This window comes from Shewanella sp. VK101, from assembly GCF_056497865.1.
The window spans coordinates 603,424-622,572 of record NZ_CM151402.1; the positions used below are offsets into that span (position 1 = coordinate 603,424).

Below are 19,149 nucleotides of genomic sequence, written 5' to 3' on the forward strand. Positions count from 1 at the left end.
AATCTTTGTCGCGACTGGGCTCAAACCCGGTTGTTGGCTTTTAGAGCCAGATCACTGAGGTGTTGGCCGACATTTGCCCTCCATCAAGTTATTTTTTCGCCGTCTGTATTAGCTTATCTTCATGGATGAAAGGGGAGTTGGAATGGCCAGAATATTAATCTTGATACTGTTGTTGGGGGCCGGGTGTGCTTCGGCTTCGGCGCAACTGTATGAACCGGCGACCGATGCCGAAATGGGTGACGAGCCCATAGAGGCTGTGTTCCGGGTCGGGGTACTGGCCAATCACGGGGTTGCCCAGGCAAAAGAGAGATGGCGCCCCATGATGCGTTATCTCAGCCAACAGCTGCCCGGCAATCGTTTCGAGGTGGAGCCGCTGACCTTTGATCAAATGAGCCAGCAACTGCTGGAGCACAGGATCCACTTTATTGTGACCAACCCAGGGCAGTATCTTAGCCTCAGCAGCAAGCTGCCCCTGTCCTGGCTGGCCACCATGCGTAGCCGCAAGCATCAGGGAACCACCTTTGCCATCAGCTCGGCGATCATAGTGCGGGCCGACAGCCCGGTGCGTAATATTGAGGAGCTGCGCGGCGCCACTGTGGTGGCCAGCGATCCTCAGGCGCTGGGGGGATATCAGGCGACAGTAGGCTTGCTGAATAAGCGTGGCTTTGCCGCCAAGCGTTTTTTCGGTGAGGTGCGTTTTCTGGGGTTTCCGCTGGAGCCTCTGGTTTACCAGGTGCGTGACCGCACAGTGGATGCCGCCATCACCCCCTTCTGTACCCTGGAAGAGATGGTGGAAACCGGCTTGGTGCAGCGCCAGGACTATCGGGTGATCAACGGCGTCAAGCCCGAGGGCTATGACTGTGAAACCAGCAGTGCCCTCTATCCCAACTGGTCATTTGCCGCCTCTGACTTGGTGCCCAGCCATATCACCCAGTCGGTGACCCGGGCGCTGTTCGACTTGCCTTCCGACTCTGAAGCGGCGATCAAGGCCGACACCATGGGCTGGACAGCTCCTATCAGTCAGCTCAAGGTGATCAAGCTGTATGAGGAGCTGGATCTCCACGGCGGCCCACCCCCTTTGTATGAAGCCGCCATTGACTGGGTACGCAAGAACAAAGAGTGGGGCGGAGCGCTGCTGTTACTGTTCCTGATCTCCACTCTCTACCACCTGTGGCTGGAGTACAAGTTCCGCCAGAAGAGCGAATTCTTGCTGGCAACAGAGCGACAACTGCGGGATAAAGAGTTGCAACTGGAACGAATGCAGAGTGCCGCTATTCTGGGCGAAATTGGTGCCGGGCTGGCGCATGAACTCAACCAGCCGATTGCCGCCATTACCCAATACAGCGAAGGCGCCATGATGGTGCTGGAGCAGCGCGCCGCCGAGGGCTGTGGTGAGCGCGCCGATGCCATGCGTGAGGTGCTGACCAAGATCAATAATCAGTCTATCCGCGCAGGAGCCGTGGTGCATCGTATTCGCGGCTTGTTGCGTCGGCGCCGGGCCGAATCTGAGCCTGTGGTGATAGAGTCGCTGCTCAGGGATGCACTGGCGCTGTTTCAGCGGCCGATGGAGCAGCAGGGCGTCGAGCTCAAAATAAGTCGTCGCGGGCCGGAGCGGCCATTGCTGGGAGATGCAGTGGGGCTGAGTCAGATGCTGGTTAACCTGCTGAAAAATGCCATGGATGCCCTGGATGCGGTATCGGGTAAACGGGAGATCCAACTCAAACTCGACTATCAGGCCGCGCCCCCAGCCGCCGGGACCAAGGGAGAGTGGTTGCTGTTGGAACTCTTGGATACAGGCACGGGGTTGAGTGCCTCGGCGGCGGAATTAATGCTGTCTTTCGCCACCACCAAGGAGGATGGTTTGGGGCTGGGATTGGCTATCTGCCGCGACGTGGTGACCCAGCATAATGGTCATCTGGAGCTGGAAAACCGCCGCGAGTGCCGCGGCTGCCGAGTGCGGGTGTGGCTGCCTCTGGGGGCAACAGCCCTGAGCGAGAAAAAGCCCTGAGCGAATAGAAAGCCCAGAGCGAGAAAAAAGCCCAGAGCGAATAGAAAGCCCGGCGCTAATCCCGGCAACGTTGCGCAAGAATGGGCTCGGTTCAAATCAACGGAAAGCGCCGCTCAAATGTCTGAAACCTGTCGGCCAGAAAATCTATCACCCGCCGCACCTTGAAGCTGGGGTAGTCGGTATGCAGGTACAGGATTTGCAGCGGCACAGTTTCGCATTGCTGGGGCGAAAAAAGGTTAATCAGTCGTCCGGCATGCACATCTTCGGCGACATCCAACCAGCTCTTGAAGGCGATGCCCTGGCCCTCCAGGGCCCAGTCGCGAATGACGGCGCCATCATTGGCTATTCGCCTGCCTTTCACCTCGACGGCCAATGGGTTACCGGCTTCCGTGAAGCCCCAGCGTTGCCAAGGTTCACCGCCACGATTGAGGATCAGCACCTTATGCTGGCTCAGTTCATGGGGCGTCTTGGGCCGACCATATTGGGCCAGATACTCAGGCGAGGCCACCGCCACCCTGTGCACATACAATAGATGCCGCCGCATCAGGCTTGAGTCGCTCAAATGGCCGTACCTCAGCGCCAGGTGAACATTCTGGCCGATGAGATCTGTCAGCTGATCGCCGAAGAAATACTGCAGTGACAACTCGGGCGCCCCGGCCATCAGTTGGTCCAGCCAGGGACGGATCAGGCTGCGGCCCAGGTCCGAAGGCAGTGCCAACCTGACTTCCCCTTTGAGCTCACCGCGGCTTTCCGCCAACGCCATGGCGGCGTTGTCCAAAAGCCCCATCGCCTGACGGGCGGCATCGACAAACACTTGTCCCTCTTCGGTGAGCTGCAGTCGCCGGGTGGATCGGGCAAACAACTGGCTGCCCAGCTTCTTTTCCAGCCGCTGCAGTGCGGCACTGGCGGCGGCCGGGGTCATGCCCAGCTCGCGTCCGGCGGCAGACAGGCTCTGAAGTTCGGCCACCCGTAAGGCCAGTTGCAGATCATTGAGATGATACATTCAAAAATTATTTGAAAATAAGTTAAGTAATAGCCCAATTATCAATCAAGTTCGAAAGATAGACAATGAGCCTGTGAAGTGTTCCGGCGAGCTCGCCATTCAGTCATCAGGAGTTTCATATGTCACTGTTCGTTCCATATTCCCTCAAGGGATTGTATCTGTCCAATCGGGTGGTCATGGCCCCCATGACGCGTTCGCGCACCAGTCAACCGGGCAATATTCCCAATGCCATGATGGCGGAATACTACCGTCAGCGCGCCTCGGCAGGGCTTATCATCACAGAAGCCACCCAGATTTCCGACGACAGCCAGGGCTATTCCTTTACACCCGGGATCTACACCCAAGAACAGCTGCAGGGGTGGCGTTTGGTTACCCGCGCCGTGCATGACGCCGGGGGACGAATCTTCAATCAGCTTTGGCATGTTGGCAGGGTGTCTCATCCCGTGTTCCAGAAGGGAGAAGCGCCGATAGCCCCTTCGGCCATAGCACCGACGGCGACTCAGGTGTGGGTTTCAAACGGCAGTGATGGCGGCCAGATGGTGGATTGTCCGGAACCCAGAGCCATGACCCAGGCTGATATCGACCGGGTTGTGAATGATTTTGCCAATGCCGCAGTCAATGCCGTTGAAGCGGGTTTTGATGGCATTGAGGTACATGGTGGCAACGGTTATCTGATCGATCAGTTTCTGCGGACCAACTCCAATAAGCGTAACGATGCTTACGGCGGCACTAAGGTCAACAGAGTACGTTTCCTGCTGCAGGTGGTAGATGCCATCGTCGAACGCATAGGCCCGGAGCGGGTGGGGATTCGCCTGGCGCCCTATGTCACCTTTAAGGATATGGCTTGCCCGGAAATCGTCGACACCATACTCCTGGCGGCAGCCGAGCTTAACAAGCGAGGAGTCGCTTATCTGCACTTGTCTGAAGCCGATTGGGACGATGCTCCTGAGATTCCCGAAAGCTTTCGTCGCAGCCTGCGTCATGCCTTTCCAGGCTGCATCATAGTGGCCGGTCGCTACGATCTTGAACGCGCCGAAACAGTATTGGAGCAAGGCTATGCCGATCTGGTGGCCTTTGGTCGCCCCTTTATCTCCAACCCGGATCTGCCCAAACGCTTACAGCTCGGTAAGCCGCTGGCGCCGCTCGGCACTGGCCCACTGTTTGGAGGCGGCGCCGAGGGATACACAGATTATCCGGCGTTGCAGCCTCTTGAGGTGGGTCAATGAAGCGGGAAAGCCCGGCGCTCAATGCGTCTCGGCCCTTGAGCCGCGCCGCCATTTGGCCGGCCTTGCTCTGTAGCGCTTTGGCCTTAAGTGCTGCATCAGTAGTGGCCAGACCGGCTGCTTTGGCAACAAACTTGCCTGTGCCCAAGGTTCTGGTGACAGATGGCAGTCAAACTGAGGCCGAGATTGTCCAGGCGGCACGTCTTTACGCCGCATTTTGGAACAGTGGCGATCCGGCCTTTGCCCGTGCAGCCCTGAGTGAGCACTTTGTCGATCGTACGCTGCCAAGCGGGCGATCCCAGGGACTCGGCGGGGTATTACAGGCATCAGAGGGCTTCAGACGGGCGGTGCCGGATCTCAGTGCTGAGATTGAGCATCTCCTGGTGGCCGATGACTATGTCACTGTGCGTCTGAGGTTTCGTGGTCATTTCAGTGGCCAATTTGGCGAACAGCAGGGTCAGGGGCAGGCGATAAATTTTCAGGCGGTGGATCTCTACCGGGTTAAGCAAGGCCGTATTACAGACAACTGGCATCTGGAAGACTATCAGAGTCTTTTCTCCCAGATGAATCTCAAGCCTTAAGGAGCAAAGAGTATGCATTCACGCAGACAATTTTTAATGGCCGGCGGCGCTCTGGCTGCCGGTTTGGGTCTAAGTCAAACCGCCGTGGCCGCTGGTGGTATGAGCACGCCCATGTTGCTTCCAGGGGCAGCGGCCGCTGATGGCAAAAATAACCCAGCAGGCAAGCGCCATTTCTGGCCCAATGGTGAGCGCCTGGTTATCTCCATCTCAATGCAGTTTGAAGCGGGAGCCCAAGGGGCAAATGCCGAAGGGCCGTTTCCCCCAATGGAGCCGGGTTATGTTGATACCATCACGCCGACTTGGTACGCCTACGGCATGAATGAGGGGATCCCCCGGCTTTTGCGGCTGTGGGACAAACACGGTATCAAGGTGACGTCGCACATGGTGGGGCGGGCTGCCGAACTGGCTCCTGAGCTTGCCAGAGCCGTGGCCGAGCATGGTCATGAGATCTCCGGCCATGGTCAGAGTTGGACGCCGCAGTACAGCATGAGTGAAGCCGAAGAGCGCGCCTCCTATGAGCAGAGTATTGCCACTCTGGAGCGGATTACCGGCCAGCGGCCGTTGGGGTTCAACGCCTTTTGGATGCGGCATACCCCCAAGACGCTGGAGATACTGCAGCAGCTCGGTTTTATCTATCACATAGATGATCTGGGCCGCGACGAGCCGTCGCTGATCCCTGTCAAAGGAAAGCCGTTTGCCGTGGTGCCCTATAGCCTGCGCAACAACGATATAGGCCGCTTCGGCGGCAATACAGCCATGACAGCCGCGGCCTTCCTGCAGGAACTCAAGGATGAGTTTGACTGCCTCTATCTCGAAGGGGCAGACCGCAGACGCATGATGTCCATCAGTGTTCACGATAGGATAGGCGGTGCCCCCGGAATCGTCAGCGCACTCAATTCCTTCCTCGAGTATGCCAAGTCTCATGCAGATGTCGGTTTTATGCGTAAGGATGAGATTGCCAGGTGGGCCTTGAGCCAAAACGATGTGCCGCTTAATCCGCCGCGCCGCTTCCCGGCAGGCTAAGTGGCCCGGCAGATAACGCCTTCCATCGACTCTAAAGCCACCATCCCGGGCTCAGTTTGAACCTGGGATGGTGGCTTTGTGGATTGAGATCAGCGCAGTGCGCTCAGGGTTTGCCACTGACGGCGGCCGAATTCCAGCACCACACCTACAGCCAGACCGGCGGCGGCATTGACGGCCAGGCTCACCACAGCGGTCGCCAGGATAACAAAGATACAGAAAGGCTTGCCGTCCAAGAGGCGTTTGGACCAGGCCAACTGCAAGCCGGCGGTGGATAGCAGACTACCGAGAATAGCCAGCGGAATAAGGCTCAGCAGCCAGGCCACGTTTTCCCCCCAGGAGAGGGCTATTAGCAGGCAACTGCCGCCGAAGATCAGCGGCGCCCATAGGTGGCGGGCACCGAAATGGTATTGCACCGCCAACCCACCGGCACCGTGGCACATGGCCGAAGCACCGAAGGGGCTCAGCAGCAGATTGGCCAGGCCAGAGCTGGTAGCAAAGGCCTTGGGGCTGAAACGCTTGCTGTCTTCGGGGAACTTCTCTTTGGCCATTACTGAGGTGGCGATAACGGCATTGGTCAAAGTCAACGCCAGTTGCGGCAGCACCAACAGGGTCGCCGCGGCGCCCCAGTCATTTAACTCGGGCCAGCTCAAGTGCCAAGGCGTGTTGTTGAACACAAAGCTGCTGTCGCTGCCGCCTTGCTGGTATTGCCACAGCATGCCGAGGGCAATCACCAAGGGCATGGCCAGATAGCGCAGCGGGATAAAGCGGGCAAAGAAAATCAGTGCGAAGGCGCCGAATCCCAGCACAGGCTCGTCGGCCATCATCTTGAAACCCATCCACAACAGCTGCAGCCCTATGGCCAGTTGGATACCGACACTGACAGCCTGGGATATTTGCCGCGACAGCCAACTGATGGCGCCGGAGGCTGCCAGTACCAGCAGTATTACTCCCATCAGCATGGCGCTGGCTTGCATCATGCCGGGTGTCAGCCCCTGGGCGATGACCAGGGCGGCAATCACCTTCATGGGTTGCACGGGAATGGGGCGGCGATAAAACAGGGCGGTGGCCAGGGCAAAGAGACCGAAACCGAGAAAAATGCCTTGGGGAGAAAACTGATTCAGGGCGATCAGCCCAAGCACCAGAGGAAGAAAGGTTCCCAGATCGGCAAAGGCGCCGCTGAGCTCACCCAGGGAGCGGTTTAATGAGGAAAAAGTCTTGCCGTTTGTTGTCATTGCACTTGCCACAGAAAAGGATGCCCAGACAACGCAAGAAAAATGCCATTTTTTACCGCGAGTTGCATCATCAATGACCCGAATTTACCGCCATAGTCTAATTTAGTGTAGCGCCGCTTGGACACTTTGACCTGGAACTGGGTCTAAATGTCTTTTGGGGCTCAGTGATTTTATGACTTTATTGGGGGTGGGGATGTTAAGAGTGACCGGCTCCCGGGAGGTGGGAGATGCGGGAGCCGGTCTTCAGGACTTACCTGAATCGGATCAGCGGGCGTGGCGAGCGCCGCCTTTGTGTTTCATGGGATCGCCCTCATAGCCCAGCGCCTGCCAGTCGAGGCGGTCACCGCCGTTGTGGCAGTCGGCACACTTGAGTGCTTCACTCTTGGGCGAGACCATGTGGTTGATACGCCACCACATTTCGGTTTGAGCAAAGCCGTACTGACCGCTGTAGCTGATACCCTTGGCCTGCATGGGCTCGCTGGCGGCCATCCCTAAGCGAATCGCCTTATCCCAGTCAAACTCAGACCAGAAACCGCCCTTGCCATAGGTCTTGGGATTGAGCAGCACCTTGTTGACCTTGTCGTACACCTGCTTGCCTGTGTGCACCTTGAAGGGGTAGATCTTCGCCTTGGGATCCTGAATGTCACCCAGGGGGAAGGTCAGACGGGTGACCTGCTCGGGATCCATCTTGTCACCGGCCATATAGGCATCGGCACGGCCGTTGTACCAGGCGTAGCTGGGCTTGACCATCTTGCCCCAAACGAAGCTGCCCTTTTTCTTGGCGTAGCTGTGACGACCATATTGATCCAGGCTCTCTTCCCTGTCTTCACCGGCAGTTGACCAGTCCCAGTGCAGCTTGGTGGGTTCATGGCGGGCAAAGAAGGGAATGTGGCAGGTCTGACAGGCCACAGTGGCTGCGTGCTTGTTCAACTGTTTGTTGCCATGTGGTGCACCGTCGTGGCAATTGTCACAGCCGATATGATCTTCACCACCTGGGGACACACCCATGGCGTTACCGCTGATCATATGCTTCTGGGTGGTGTGGCAGTCCTGACACTGGAAGTCGTTGCCATCGCTGTCCATGTGCACATCCGTGGCCTTGTCCGGGTAGGCCATGGAAGAGTCGAGGTCGCCATGCTTGACCGCATCTCCGCCGCCACCGTAGAAGTGGCAGCTGCCGCAGTTATCCCGCACCGGCTTGCCGACATTCTGGGCGACCCGCAGCAGATCCACTGTCTTGAATACCTCTCCGGCCGCGACGGGATCTTTGACATAGGTACCCGTGGTGTCATGGCACACCAGGCAGTCCACCTTGGTCTTGTCCTTGAAGTCGAAGCTGTTGTCTTTCCAGCCGTAACCGGCATGGCAGCCGGTACAGCGCGGTTCGTTACCGGCGATGGAAACACAGAAGTTGTTGATGGAGTTTTTCTTGCCCCGTTTGACCGTGCGTCCGGGCAGTTCCTGCTCCAGTTCCCAGGTCCAGTGGGATGACAGCATAAAGTCATCGGCGTCTTTTTCATGGCACTCGAGACAGGCCTGGGTCACTTCCGAGCCTGTGTTAAAAGGGCCCTTGAGCACCTCTTTGTGGGGGCCGCTGGCCTGGGCTGGGCTCAGGAGACCGAGCCAGAGTGCCGTGGCTATAAATGGCAGATAAAATGTTTTCATCTGTGTTCCTCCCTAGAAATTCACTGTCAGTGAGGCGTTGATATCCAGCGCCGTATCCACCAAGGGCAATAGCGAATAGGCGTTGCCGTCCAGCACTTCATCCACCTTTACAGGTGCACCCACGGGCGTGCCCGAACCTGTGTATTCATAGTCGTAGTAGAGCCCCGCCAGCTTGATAAACATCCTGGGGTTGATATCGAAGATGTAGTAGGCCTCGGCCACATGGCCGCGGGTGGCCAGCTTGCTGCCGACCGGGTCGTCCTGGGCCTGGGTGAAGGGCGTCCAGTACTTGGAGCCATAGTTGTATTCCAGACCGAACTTACCGTAAGGCGCCGGGATCTGCATGCCGATATAGATGCCGTAACCATCGTGGGAGGCATCGGACTCGGCGCTGGATGGCACCATCAGCAGTTCATCGCCACTGCTGTTGAGCTCTGCCTGGAACACGGCGTCGGTCAACATGCCGCCGAACATGCCGGCGTTGCCGTTGCTCTCGCCGCGGGTCCAGCCGAAGGAGACAAACAGCTTGAGATCGTCATCGGATTCATAGGCATAGCCCAGGCCGCCGAGGTACATGTCGCCTATGACCCCGCTGGGTTGCACCCGGGTAACAAAGTTGAAGTTGTCGAATTTCTGCAGATCGCTGTAGAGGGTGGGGGCGAAAATCCCGGCCAACTCGTTGGGGAAGGCCATGGAACCCTTGAAGCCGTCGTTGATGTCCCGCGCGGCAAACAGGGTCAGCTGCAGGAAGTGGTTACCGTCGTTGATCACATCAATGTTGAAACCGCCCAGATGGGTGTCCTTGCTGACGGTATCGCCATAGAGCTCGCCATTGCCCCATTGGGACTCAAAGCCCTGACCGTAACAGAAACGCACCACCTGGCCTTCTATCCCGGTGAGCTCTCCAAGCTTGTAGCCCAGAGTGGCGCCGTCAAAGTTGAAGTTGACCAGGTGCCCGGAAGGGGTGCCGCCACGTTTTTCATTTTCCCGGTAGTGGCTCGGCGGGCCATAGGTGGAGGGACGACGGCCGACAGACAGATAAAACTCGCTGCCGCCGATGTTTTTCCAGTCAAAGTAAGCGCGCTCGACCCGCAGCCAGTCGCCGCTGGGGTTGCCTGAGTTGGTGCCGTCCATGGTGAAAGAGCGCCAGGAATCAAACACCTGCACACCGGTGGAATCGCCCCAGTCCTTGAACATGGTCAGGCGTCCGGCAAAGCTGACGTTGTCCCACACCTTGGCCTTGAGATCGAGCCGCAGCCGGGTGGTGTAGAAGATGTCATTGTCTATGTCGCCACTGCTATAAGGTGCCAGCACATAGGGCATAACGCCTTGCAGTTGTCCCTGGGCAAAGGCGTTGGCCAGCTCAGGGTTGGCGGCCATCATCTTGCCAAGGGGTGAGGTGGGATCCATGGGGTTGCCCAGTTCGCCGGCCATGGCTTTGGCGCCGAAGTCGTTGAAATCCATCTTGATCGCCGGATGCCAGGTGACATTGCCATAGTGCAGCGAGTGGGCTCGGGTGCGAAAGTCGCCGCTGATCTCCAGTCGATCGAGCGCCGTGTGCCGCTCTGTTTTGTCCACCCGGCTGTTGAGTATATCCAGCTCTTCGGTGATCTCCTGCAGTTGCTGTTTAAGCTCGCGGATCTTGGTGCTGTCATCCAGTTCTCCGGCCTGAAGCTGGGGGCTGCCGAGCAGAGCCAAACCCAGTGCCTGGGCCACCGCCAGTGCGATAAGAGTACGCATAGTTGATTCTCCTGACCGGCCTTGCCGGTCGTTTTCAGGCAGCAAGCAGCCCTGGGGTAACCCCATACTTGGCTTACTGACTGTTAATGAGTTAAGTGATTACGCGCTATCAACCGCAGGTCTGGGGTTGATCCGAGTCGGCGGCATGGTCGTACAGGAACTGTTGAATATCCTTGAGTTCCTGCTCAGTTAAAGGCTGAAACGCCTCGGGTTTGGCTTTGTGTTTGTCTCTGGCGAAGAATCTGTCCCATTGGCTCATGGTCTTGCTCATGGGAGTCAGTTCGCCACCTATGCCTGCTTTGCTGTGACACTCTTTACAGACTTTCTTGTACAGGTGTTTGCCTTTCTTGGGGTTGCCGCCGTCGGCTGCGGTGGCGCCTGTGGCCAATGCACAGGCTAAAAGCAGAAGGCCGAGTTTGCTGCTGGTGTTCATCATCTATTCCTCTGGGGTGACCGCCCGCTCCGTTAATGGGCTGTTATTTTATGTGTCCTTGCGGTTGTCAATTTAGCAATCCTGAGGTGCGTCAGCTTTGAACTGGATCACCTTCATAAAAATAATCTAATTGATAAAAGCGTCATTGAAATAAATCTAATGGATTGGGTGGTTTTATATTTGCAATATATTGATTTGTTTTGTTTTTAATCTTTATCTGTTGACCTGTTAGAGAAGCCGTGAGTGGGATTTATAGCGGTTTTTTAGGCGTGATCAGCTTAACGTTTGTGAATATTTGTCGCGGCTAAAGTTGCATTTGTTAACTCCTGGGGTGCATCTACAGACTCTTTTCTCATCAATCCGGGGCAGGATTCCCTTCACACTTTCACGCCCTTTCCGGCGTCTTTGCGGGGGCTGGATCACACTCGCTCCCCCTATGTGGTTTACCACAATACCCACAGAAATTTAATGGGTAAACAATGAGCTCAAGCCGCTGTAGTCAAGCGGAATCCAATTCAAACAATAACCTGTGTGAGCGACCTTTTCCCAAGGGGGAGAGGATGGAGGTAACCATGATAGAGCTTGATAGGCGCACCTTTCTGAAAGGGGCTGGAGCCGGAGGGGCAACTTGTGCCCTGGCCGGAGTTCTGCCCGGTTCGCTGGCGGCTTTGGGGCGCAGCCCTCTGACCGGCAGTGCCACTGAAATTGCCAGTATGTGTGAGATGTGTTCGACCCGTTGCCCGATTTCGGCGCGGATAGTCGATGGCAAAAACGTCTTTATTTCTGGCAATAAAGAAGCTAAATCATTCGGCGGTAAGGTCTGTGCCCGTGGCGGCGCCGGCCTTAGTTTATTGTACGATCCACAAAGGATTGTCAAACCACTCAAGCGCGTCGGTGAGCGCGGCGAAGGCAAGTGGGCTGAAATAAGTTGGCAGGAAGCCTATCAAACCATCGCCAGTAAGCTGAATCAAATCAAGGCCGAGCATGGCCCTGAAGCCGTGGCGTTTTCCTCCAAGTCAGGTTCGCTATCCGGACACCTGTTCTATTTGGGGCAGGCTTACGGCAGCCCCAACTCCTTTACCCACAACACCACTTGCCCGGGCGGTTATGTGGTCGCCGCCAAAGCGATGTTCGGCACCAAGGTGAAGCGGGATCTCTCCAACTCCAAGTACATCATCAACTTCGGTCATAACCTCTATGAGGGGATCAATATGTCCGAAACCCGGGGAATGATGAAGGCCCAGGCCGACAAAGGCGCCAAGTTGGTGGTGTTTGAACCCAGGTTCTCTGTGGTGGCCGATAAGGCCGATGAGTGGTATGCCATTCGTCCCGGCTCGGATGTGGCCGTGGCCCTGGCGCTGTGCCATGTGCTGATTGCCGACAACCTTTATGACAAGGCCTTTATCGAGCGCTATGTTGAAGGTTTTGAGGCCTTTGCCGCCGAGGTTAAAGCCTACACCCCTGAGTGGGCTGAGAAAATTTCCGACGTACCCGCCGCAGATATCCGCCGTATTGCTCATGAGTATGCCGCCGCTGCGCCTCATGCCGTGGTCGACTTTGGCCACAGATCGACTTTCACTCCGGAAGAGTTTGATATGCGCCGGGCGCTGTATGCCGCCAACGTGCTGATCGGCAACCTGGAACGTAAGGGTGGCCTCTACATGGGTAAGAAGGCCGGCAGCTACAACAAGTTTGCCGGTGAGGCTGTGGCCCCAGAGCTGGGTAAGCCGGGCGTCAAACTGCCCAAACCGCAAGCCAAACGCATCGACCAGATGGATGAGCAGTTTGCCATGGCCTGGTCCGGCGGTGGTATCTATCAATCAATCATAGATGCGACTCTGGAAGCCAAGCCTTACCAACTGCGAGCCTGGGTCATGAGCCGCACCAACCCCATGCAGACCATGACCGACCGCGCCAAGGTGGTTGAGAGCCTGAAGAAGATGGAGTTTGTGGTTTCCTGTGATGTTTACATCAGTGAAACCGCCGCCTGGGCCGACATCATACTGCCTGAGTGTACTTATCTGGAGCGGGATGAAGAGGTGGCCGACAAGTCCGGCAAGAACCCGGCCTACTACCTGCGTCAGCAAGTGGTGGATGTGATTGGCGATGCCAAGCCTTCCTGGCAAATTTTCCGTGAACTGGGCATAGAGATGGGCCTGGAGCAGTACTATCCCTGGGAAAACATGGAAACCCTGCAATTCCTGCAGGTGAATAAAGACGCCCAGCTGCTACAGCACATCAAGGACAAGGGCTTTGTCAGCTACGGCAAACCGCTGATGCTGCGCGAACCCAAGATGGTGGCCGACTTTGTCGCCGCCTACCCCAACGCCAGAGCCATGGATGAAGATGGTACCTACGGCAGCGCGCTTAAGTTCAAGACTCCCAGCGGCAAGATTGAACTGACCTCCGCCAAGGTGGAAGGCATGGCGCCTGGACGCGGCACTATCGCTTATCGCGAAGTGACCCTGAAACAGCCGGATGAGCTCTACTTTATTCAGGGCAAGGTGGCGGTGCATACCAATGGCGCAACTCACAATGTGCCTATGCTGGCCAACCTGATGTCCGACAACGCCGTCTGGATCCACCCTGACACCGCCGCCAAGCATGGCATTGAGAATGGGGATGCCATTCGTCTCACGTCCAGTGTCGGCAGTGAAGAGGGCCACGCGCTGGTGACCAAGGGTATACGTCCCGACACTGTATTCGCCTACATGGGCTTTGGTTCCAAGAACAAGGAGCTGGCACGGGCGACCGGCAAGGGTGTGCATTGCGGCAACCTGCTGCCCAACGTGACTGCACCTGTGTGCGGTATGAACGTACACACCACAGGTGTGAAGCTGGAAAAGGCATAAGGGGAGGCGAAGATGACTAAAAGATATGTGATGGTGCACGACGAGAATAAGTGCATCGGCTGTCAGGCCTGTAACGTCGCCTGCCGCAGCGAAAACGGTGTACCTGAGAGCGTAACTCGCCTGCAGGTAAGGGTAGAAGGTCCATTCGGGGATGCGCCGCATCTGCACTTCAAGTATCACAGGGTTTCCTGTCAGCAGTGTGAAGATGCCCCTTGCGTCAAGGTCTGCCCTACCGGAGCGGCCTATGTGGGCGAGGATGGCATAGTCTCCATCAAGGCGGAAAAGTGTGTCGGTTGTATGTACTGTGTGGCTGCTTGCCCCTACAAAGTGCGCTTTATGAACCCGGAAACCAAGGTAGCCGACAAGTGCAACTTCTGTAAGGACACCCGACTGGCGCGCGGCGAACAACCCGCCTGTGTGACCGTATGTCCTACCGATGCCCTGGTGTTCGGTGATGCCAATGAGGTCGGCAGCGAGGTGGCGACTCTGCTTAACACTCGCGTGACTTATCAGGACAAGACCCATCTGGGTACCAAGCCCAGAATCTACCGTATTCCTGTCAAGAGAGGGGGGATCCAATCATGAACAATACTTGGGGCGATATGACACAATACGACCCTGTAACCTGGAACTGGGTCATTGCGGTTTACCTCTTCTTGGCTGGGTTATCGGCAGGCAGTCTGCTGATTGGTATCGGGCTGCGTTGGGTGCAAAACAAGACAGAGGGTGACAGCGGCATTCTCAAGGCGGCAGCCTTGATAGCGCCAGTGGCTATTTGTCTGGGGATGCTGTGTCTGGTGTTTGACCTGACCAAGCCGTTCCACTTCTGGCTGATCCTGATCAACTACAACCTGACATCCGTGATGTCCATCGGGGTGTTGGCGCTGCTGGCCTATATTCCGCTGACTTTTGCCTATGCACTGGTGGTGCTGAAAGATGATCTCGGTAACTGGGGCCTGGGCTTTCTTAAAGGGATTGCAGAATCACTGACTGGCCTTCGCAAGACTATGGAAGTGCTGCTGTTCGTGCTGGCGATTGTCGTGGGTGCCTATACCGGCTTCCTGATCTCTGCCATGAACGCTTACCCCATGCTGAACACTGCCGTATTACCGGCGCTGTTCCTGGTATCCGGCTTGTCGGCCGGTGCGGCCGCCAATGCGGTAGTGGCGCTGCTGCTGTTCAAGACAGACAAGCACTGCCCACAGCTGGGACGGATGCACGGTTTGGAATTGCCCATAATGGCGGCAGAAATCCTGTTCCTGTTTATGCTGTTCTGCGCGCTCTATTTCAAGGGCGGTGCAGCGGCGGCAGCGCTGGCATCACTGACAAGTGGCGTCTGGGCCAGCGTGTTCTGGATTGGGGTTGTGGGTATAGGCTTTGGTATCCCACTGCTTTCAATGTTGTTGCTGCCTGCGAGTACCCGTCACACCAAGGGAGCCATGCTGGCGGTAGCCTGCTGCAGCCTGACCGGCGTGCTGGCACTTAGACACTTTATTCTCTATGCAGGTCAGAGCTATCTTGGTTAACAAGCACTTCTGAACCTGTTTGAGCCTCAGCCCGTATCATTTGGTACGGGCTTTTTTGTGTTTGATGCCATAGTTTCATCGAGATTTGGACTATCTTTAACCCAGGTAACCGCGTGTGTCAGGTTACAGATAAAAGCAAGAGGGTGATGAGATGAAACTGAGTCTTTTGACACTGCTTACCACGGGACTTGCCAGCACATTGGCACTGGCAGGTCAGGATGTTTATGAGGCCCGCTCAGATGCCATGGGCGGGGTTGCCGTGGCAGCCGGTAATCGTGAGGCGGCGGCCTTTTCCAATCCGGCACTGCTGGCTTTGCCTTCGCGCCGCAGCAATGACTTCAGTTTACTCATTCCAATCATCGGCGCCGATGGCGCCGATAAAGATCAGATGATCGATAAGTTTGACGCCCTGCAGGATAACTATGACGCCCTGGTCAATGCCATAGACGCCGCCGACACAGCGGCTATCGATGACTACCGAAAGCGCCTCAGTGGTGACTTGAAATCGCTGCAGGGCAATAGCGCTTACGTCAGTGCCGGTATCAATATGGCTTTGGTCATGCCCTCGGATGGTTTTAATTATGCCTTTGTATTCAAGAGTTATCTCGATGCCTTGGGAATAGCCGAAATCGCCGCCGCGGATATTGATGCCCTGGATAATCTGGACCCCAATAATCCGCCGGAAATCCAAGATTTGACCTCCCAGGGGCGAGTGGTGGCCGGGGCGGTTTCCGAGCTCGGGGTTGCCGTGAGCTATCCGCTATCTATCGTCAATATACCGGTGACAGTGGGAGTTACCCCCAAGCTGCAACGGTTGGACAGTTTTAACTATGCCGTCAGCGCCAACAACTTCGATGCCGATGACTTCAACGATGATGATTATCGAAGCGATGACACAGGCTTTAACCTGGATATCGGTCTGGCATTCCAGCCATTGGATGGTTTGGTTATCGGTGTCAGTGGTCGCAACCTCATCAAGCGGGACTTAAGCAGCATAGAGGCCGGCGGCGTGCAGCTTACCTATCAGGTGAAACCTATGGTTACCGCAGGGGTGGCCTATGACTGGGCGGCCTTTTCGCTCAGCAGCGACTTGGATCTTACCGACAACGACAAGTTTGCCGAGCTTGAGGGCAGCCGCTATTGGCGTTTAGGCGGTGAATACCGGCCTGCTGACTGGGTTGCTTTACGGCTCGGTTATCGCCAGGATCTCAATGATCACACCGCCGATCTTTATTCACTCGGGACAGGGTTCGCCATAGGCAACAGTTTCCGGCTGGATCTCACCGGCATGTTTGGCAGCGATGACGCCATAGGCGGCGTACTGCAAACCAGCTATCACTTCTAAAATTAACCGTTGATGAGCGCCAGGCTTGATTTGATGGTCAGCAACAGGGCGCTCAGCGCGCACAGCGCCAGCGTCAGGACTCGGGTCTTCTCTTTATCCACCCGGCCCACCAAGCGGCCAGCCACCAGAAAACCGAGAAATACCGAAGGCAGCAGCAACAGTGAAAGCCATAGGTGTCTCAAGGTCAAGAGGCCAAAACAGCCGAGAATAATCAAGGCTATCAATGAGCTGAAGATGAAGAAGGCCGACAGCGCTGCGCGGAACTGACTGGCATCCTTACCCGCCAGCAGCAGGGCCATCGGCGGTCCGCCTATGGCGGCCACGGTACCGAAGATCCCGGAAAATATCCCGGCAATAAACAGGCTGAGGCGGTTGATCTTGATGCTGTACTTTCTAAGGCTGAGGAATACGGCTACGGCCACAATCAAGGCTATGGTCAAGCCCAGAATAGGCTGCGGCGCCAGCAACAGCAGGGTGGCACCAATCAGGCCGCCGGGGAGTCGTCCCAGCAAGGCATATTGCAAGCCGTTGAATTCCAGGTGGCCGCGTTCGCGTATCAAGGTCAACAGGGCGATAGAAAATCCCATCACAATCACAGGGACGGGAACCAGTTCCGGATCGACGATATACAGCAAAGGTGTGGCTACCACGGCCAAGCCAAAGCCTATCAGCGACTGGGTCAGGGCGCCGGTAAATATGATCAGGGATGCCAGTAACAGGGTGACGGGATCTATCAGTGACAGCATTCGCAAGCCCCCAAAAGAAAAGGATCGCGCAGCGATCCTTGTTCAACAATAAGATAATTCAGAGGAATAAGACACTTATTCCATGTCTTCCCATTCAATGCCCATGGCATCCATCATGCGTTTGGCTTCTTCCGGGATGCTGTCGGGTTTGTCTTTGGACAAATCCTCATCATTGGGCAGTGGCTGGCCGGTATAGGCATGCAGGAAGGCTTCGCACAACAGTTCGCTGTTTGTGGCGTGCCGCAGGTTGTTCACCTGGCGCCGGGTGCGCTCATCGGTCAATACTTTCAGTACCTTCAACGGAATAGAGACAGTGATTTTTTTCACTTGCTCATTCTTCTTGCCGTGTTCGGCATAAGGGCTGATGTATTCGCCATTCCATTCAGTCATTGATTCACCTGTGATCTCACTAATTCGCAGCAGATTTTAAACCCTTACAGGATACAGTCAAATGATTGCCTGCAAAATCTGTGCAATATGAACAGAAATCCATACATTTGGACGTCCAAACGTCTTGATGCCTATTGACGGCTGGATGGTCATTGGTTAGATTTAGACGTCCAGACATCTTTATGGTGTCGAACCTCAGCATTCAGGAGTCGATTATGACAGAGCGGCGATTAGCAACCACAGCGGTCCGGCAGGGCATCGAATCAGACAGCCAGCACGGGGCCGTGGTGCCACCCATCTATCTGTCGACCAACTATGCCTTTGATGGTCACACTCAGCCAAGAGCCTTTGATTACAGCCGCTCGGGTAATCCTACCCGCTCCATTTTGGGGGATGCCTTGGGGGAGCTGGAGCAGGGCTGCAGTGCGGCAATCACAGCGACCGGCATGGCGGCCATTACTCTGGTGGTCAACCTGCTGGGGCCGGATGACCTCTTGTTGGTGCCCCATGACTGTTATGGCGGTAGCTATAGGTTGTTCACCCATCTGGCCGCCAAGGGCCAGTTTCGTTTGCAGGTTTTGGATCAAACCGACCCGCAAGCACTCGCCGCTGCCCTGGCGCAAAAGCCGCGCATGGTGTGGCTCGAGACGCCGTCCAATCCGCTGCTGCGGGTAGTGGATATTGCCGCCATTGCCGAGGCGGCCCACCAGCAGGGGGCATTGGTGGTGGTCGACAACACCTTTTTATCGCCGGCGCTGCAACAGCCTTTACTGTTGGGGGCCGATATAGTGGTGCACTCGACCACTAAATACATCAATGGCCACAGCGATGTGGTGGGCGGCGCCGTGATTGCCAAAGATCCTGAACTGGCAGAGCAGCTGCACTGGTGGTCCAACACGCTCGGGCTGAGCGGTGGCGCCTTCGACAGCTACCTGACCCTGCGTGGCCTGCGTACTCTGGCGCTGAGGATCCGCGAGCATCAGGCCAATGCCGAGCGCATAGTGGCGCTACTGAGCCAGAGTCCCGTGGTAGACAAAGTTTACTATCCGGGGCTTAAGAGCCACCCAGGTCATGAAATTGCCGCCAGGCAGCAGAGTGGCTTTGGCGCTATGCTGAGTTTTGAACTCAAGGGTGATGAGGCGCAGGTGGTTGCCTTCCTCGGCGCGCTCAGGCTGTTTTCCGTGGCCGAGAGCCTGGGAGGGGTTGAGAGCCTGGTGGCCGTGCCCGCCACTATGACCCACAGAGCCATGGCGTGTGATGCTCGCGCCGAAGCCGGTATTAAAGACACGCTTATCCGCTTGTCTGTGGGCATAGAAGATGGCCGGGATCTGCTGGATGATATCGCCGCCGGATTGGCTGCAGCCGCAAACTGTTGAATTGAA

General features: G+C 56.4%; 16 protein-coding genes. 9 read left to right on the top strand and 7 right to left on the bottom strand.

Annotation, left to right across the window (positions count from 1 at the left end; all coding sequences use genetic code 11):
- The first annotated feature begins 232 nt into the window (after nt 1-232).
- The gene (locus tag ACSHSR_RS02805; RefSeq protein ID WP_107005280.1) at nt 233-2,008 is read left to right on the top strand and encodes a sensor histidine kinase; all 1,776 of its coding nucleotides are present in this window, start codon (nt 233-235) and stop codon (nt 2,006-2,008) included.
- 91 nt (nt 2,009-2,099) lie between these two features.
- Here ACSHSR_RS02805 and ACSHSR_RS02810 read toward each other — a convergent pair whose 3' ends face one another.
- Nucleotides 2,100-3,011, bottom strand: a complete 912-nt coding sequence (locus ACSHSR_RS02810) for a LysR family transcriptional regulator (protein WP_025010203.1) — start codon at nt 3,009-3,011, stop codon at nt 2,100-2,102.
- Between the two features lie 119 nt (nt 3,012-3,130).
- Between ACSHSR_RS02810 and ACSHSR_RS02815 the strand changes: the two genes are divergently transcribed.
- The 3 genes from ACSHSR_RS02815 to ACSHSR_RS02825 are packed head-to-tail and all read left to right on the top strand — an operon-like array spanning nt 3,131 to nt 5,838.
- A complete protein-coding gene (locus tag ACSHSR_RS02815) occupies nt 3,131-4,237 on the top strand; it encodes an alkene reductase (protein WP_479631224.1) in 1,107 nt (368 codons plus the stop codon).
- The gene (locus ACSHSR_RS02820; RefSeq protein ID WP_082052728.1) at nt 4,234-4,815 is read left to right on the top strand and encodes an ester cyclase; all 582 of its coding nucleotides are present in this window, start codon (nt 4,234-4,236) and stop codon (nt 4,813-4,815) included. Before ACSHSR_RS02815 ends, ACSHSR_RS02820 begins: the two co-directional genes overlap by 4 nt.
- A 12-nt stretch (nt 4,816-4,827) precedes the next feature.
- Nucleotides 4,828-5,838, top strand: coding sequence for a polysaccharide deacetylase family protein (locus ACSHSR_RS02825; RefSeq protein WP_107110427.1), 1,011 nt, complete (start codon nt 4,828-4,830; stop codon nt 5,836-5,838).
- Between the two features lie 89 nt (nt 5,839-5,927).
- Here ACSHSR_RS02825 and ACSHSR_RS02830 read toward each other — a convergent pair whose 3' ends face one another.
- The 4 genes from ACSHSR_RS02830 to ACSHSR_RS02845 form a co-directional block, all read right to left on the bottom strand.
- Entirely contained in the window at nt 5,928-7,070 is a 1,143-nt protein-coding gene (locus tag ACSHSR_RS02830) for a putative sulfate/molybdate transporter (protein WP_144163975.1), read from the bottom strand.
- A 264-nt stretch (nt 7,071-7,334) separates the two neighbouring features.
- The gene (locus ACSHSR_RS02835; protein ID WP_101058411.1) at nt 7,335-8,735 is read right to left on the bottom strand and encodes a tetrathionate reductase family octaheme c-type cytochrome; all 1,401 of its coding nucleotides are present in this window, start codon (nt 8,733-8,735) and stop codon (nt 7,335-7,337) included.
- A 12-nt stretch (nt 8,736-8,747) separates the two neighbouring features.
- Nucleotides 8,748-10,475: a DUF3373 domain-containing protein gene (locus ACSHSR_RS02840; RefSeq protein WP_479631225.1), complete on the bottom strand. Its 1,728-nt coding sequence runs from the start codon at nt 10,473-10,475 to the stop codon at nt 8,748-8,750.
- Nucleotides 10,476-10,584: 109 nt separating this feature from the next.
- Nucleotides 10,585-10,911 (bottom strand): c-type cytochrome, encoded by a 327-nt coding sequence (locus ACSHSR_RS02845; protein ID WP_025010197.1) that lies wholly within the window; start codon nt 10,909-10,911, stop codon nt 10,585-10,587.
- A 569-nt stretch (nt 10,912-11,480) separates the two neighbouring features.
- Between ACSHSR_RS02845 and phsA the strand changes: the two genes are divergently transcribed.
- From phsA to ACSHSR_RS02865, 4 genes are all read left to right on the top strand, one after another.
- The gene (gene phsA, locus ACSHSR_RS02850; protein ID WP_101058638.1) at nt 11,481-13,760 is read left to right on the top strand and encodes a thiosulfate reductase PhsA; all 2,280 of its coding nucleotides are present in this window, start codon (nt 11,481-11,483) and stop codon (nt 13,758-13,760) included.
- A 12-nt stretch (nt 13,761-13,772) separates the two neighbouring features.
- Entirely contained in the window at nt 13,773-14,345 is a 573-nt protein-coding gene (locus ACSHSR_RS02855) for a 4Fe-4S dicluster domain-containing protein (RefSeq protein WP_101058412.1), read from the top strand.
- A complete protein-coding gene (nrfD, locus tag ACSHSR_RS02860) occupies nt 14,342-15,286 on the top strand; it encodes an NrfD/PsrC family molybdoenzyme membrane anchor subunit (protein ID WP_479631226.1) in 945 nt (314 codons plus the stop codon). Before ACSHSR_RS02855 ends, nrfD begins: the two co-directional genes overlap by 4 nt.
- Before the next feature lie 151 nt (nt 15,287-15,437).
- On the top strand, nt 15,438-16,631 hold the full coding sequence (locus ACSHSR_RS02865) for a conjugal transfer protein TraF (protein ID WP_101058414.1): 1,194 nt from the start codon (nt 15,438-15,440) through the stop codon (nt 16,629-16,631).
- 2 nt (nt 16,632-16,633) lie between these two features.
- On the opposite strand, the gene ACSHSR_RS02870 is transcribed toward ACSHSR_RS02865, so the two are convergent.
- Both ACSHSR_RS02870 and metJ read right to left on the bottom strand, forming a co-directional pair.
- The gene (locus ACSHSR_RS02870; RefSeq protein ID WP_101058415.1) at nt 16,634-17,377 is read right to left on the bottom strand and encodes a sulfite exporter TauE/SafE family protein; all 744 of its coding nucleotides are present in this window, start codon (nt 17,375-17,377) and stop codon (nt 16,634-16,636) included.
- Between the two features lie 75 nt (nt 17,378-17,452).
- Complete coding sequence (gene metJ / locus ACSHSR_RS02875) at nt 17,453-17,767, bottom strand: met regulon transcriptional regulator MetJ (RefSeq protein WP_039033538.1); 315 nt, start codon at nt 17,765-17,767, stop codon at nt 17,453-17,455.
- Between the two features lie 215 nt (nt 17,768-17,982).
- Here metJ and metB point away from each other — a divergent pair, with 215 nt between their 5' ends.
- Complete coding sequence (metB, locus tag ACSHSR_RS02880) at nt 17,983-19,143, top strand: cystathionine gamma-synthase (RefSeq protein ID WP_101058416.1); 1,161 nt, start codon at nt 17,983-17,985, stop codon at nt 19,141-19,143.
- The last annotated feature ends 6 nt before the right edge of the window (nt 19,144-19,149 follow it).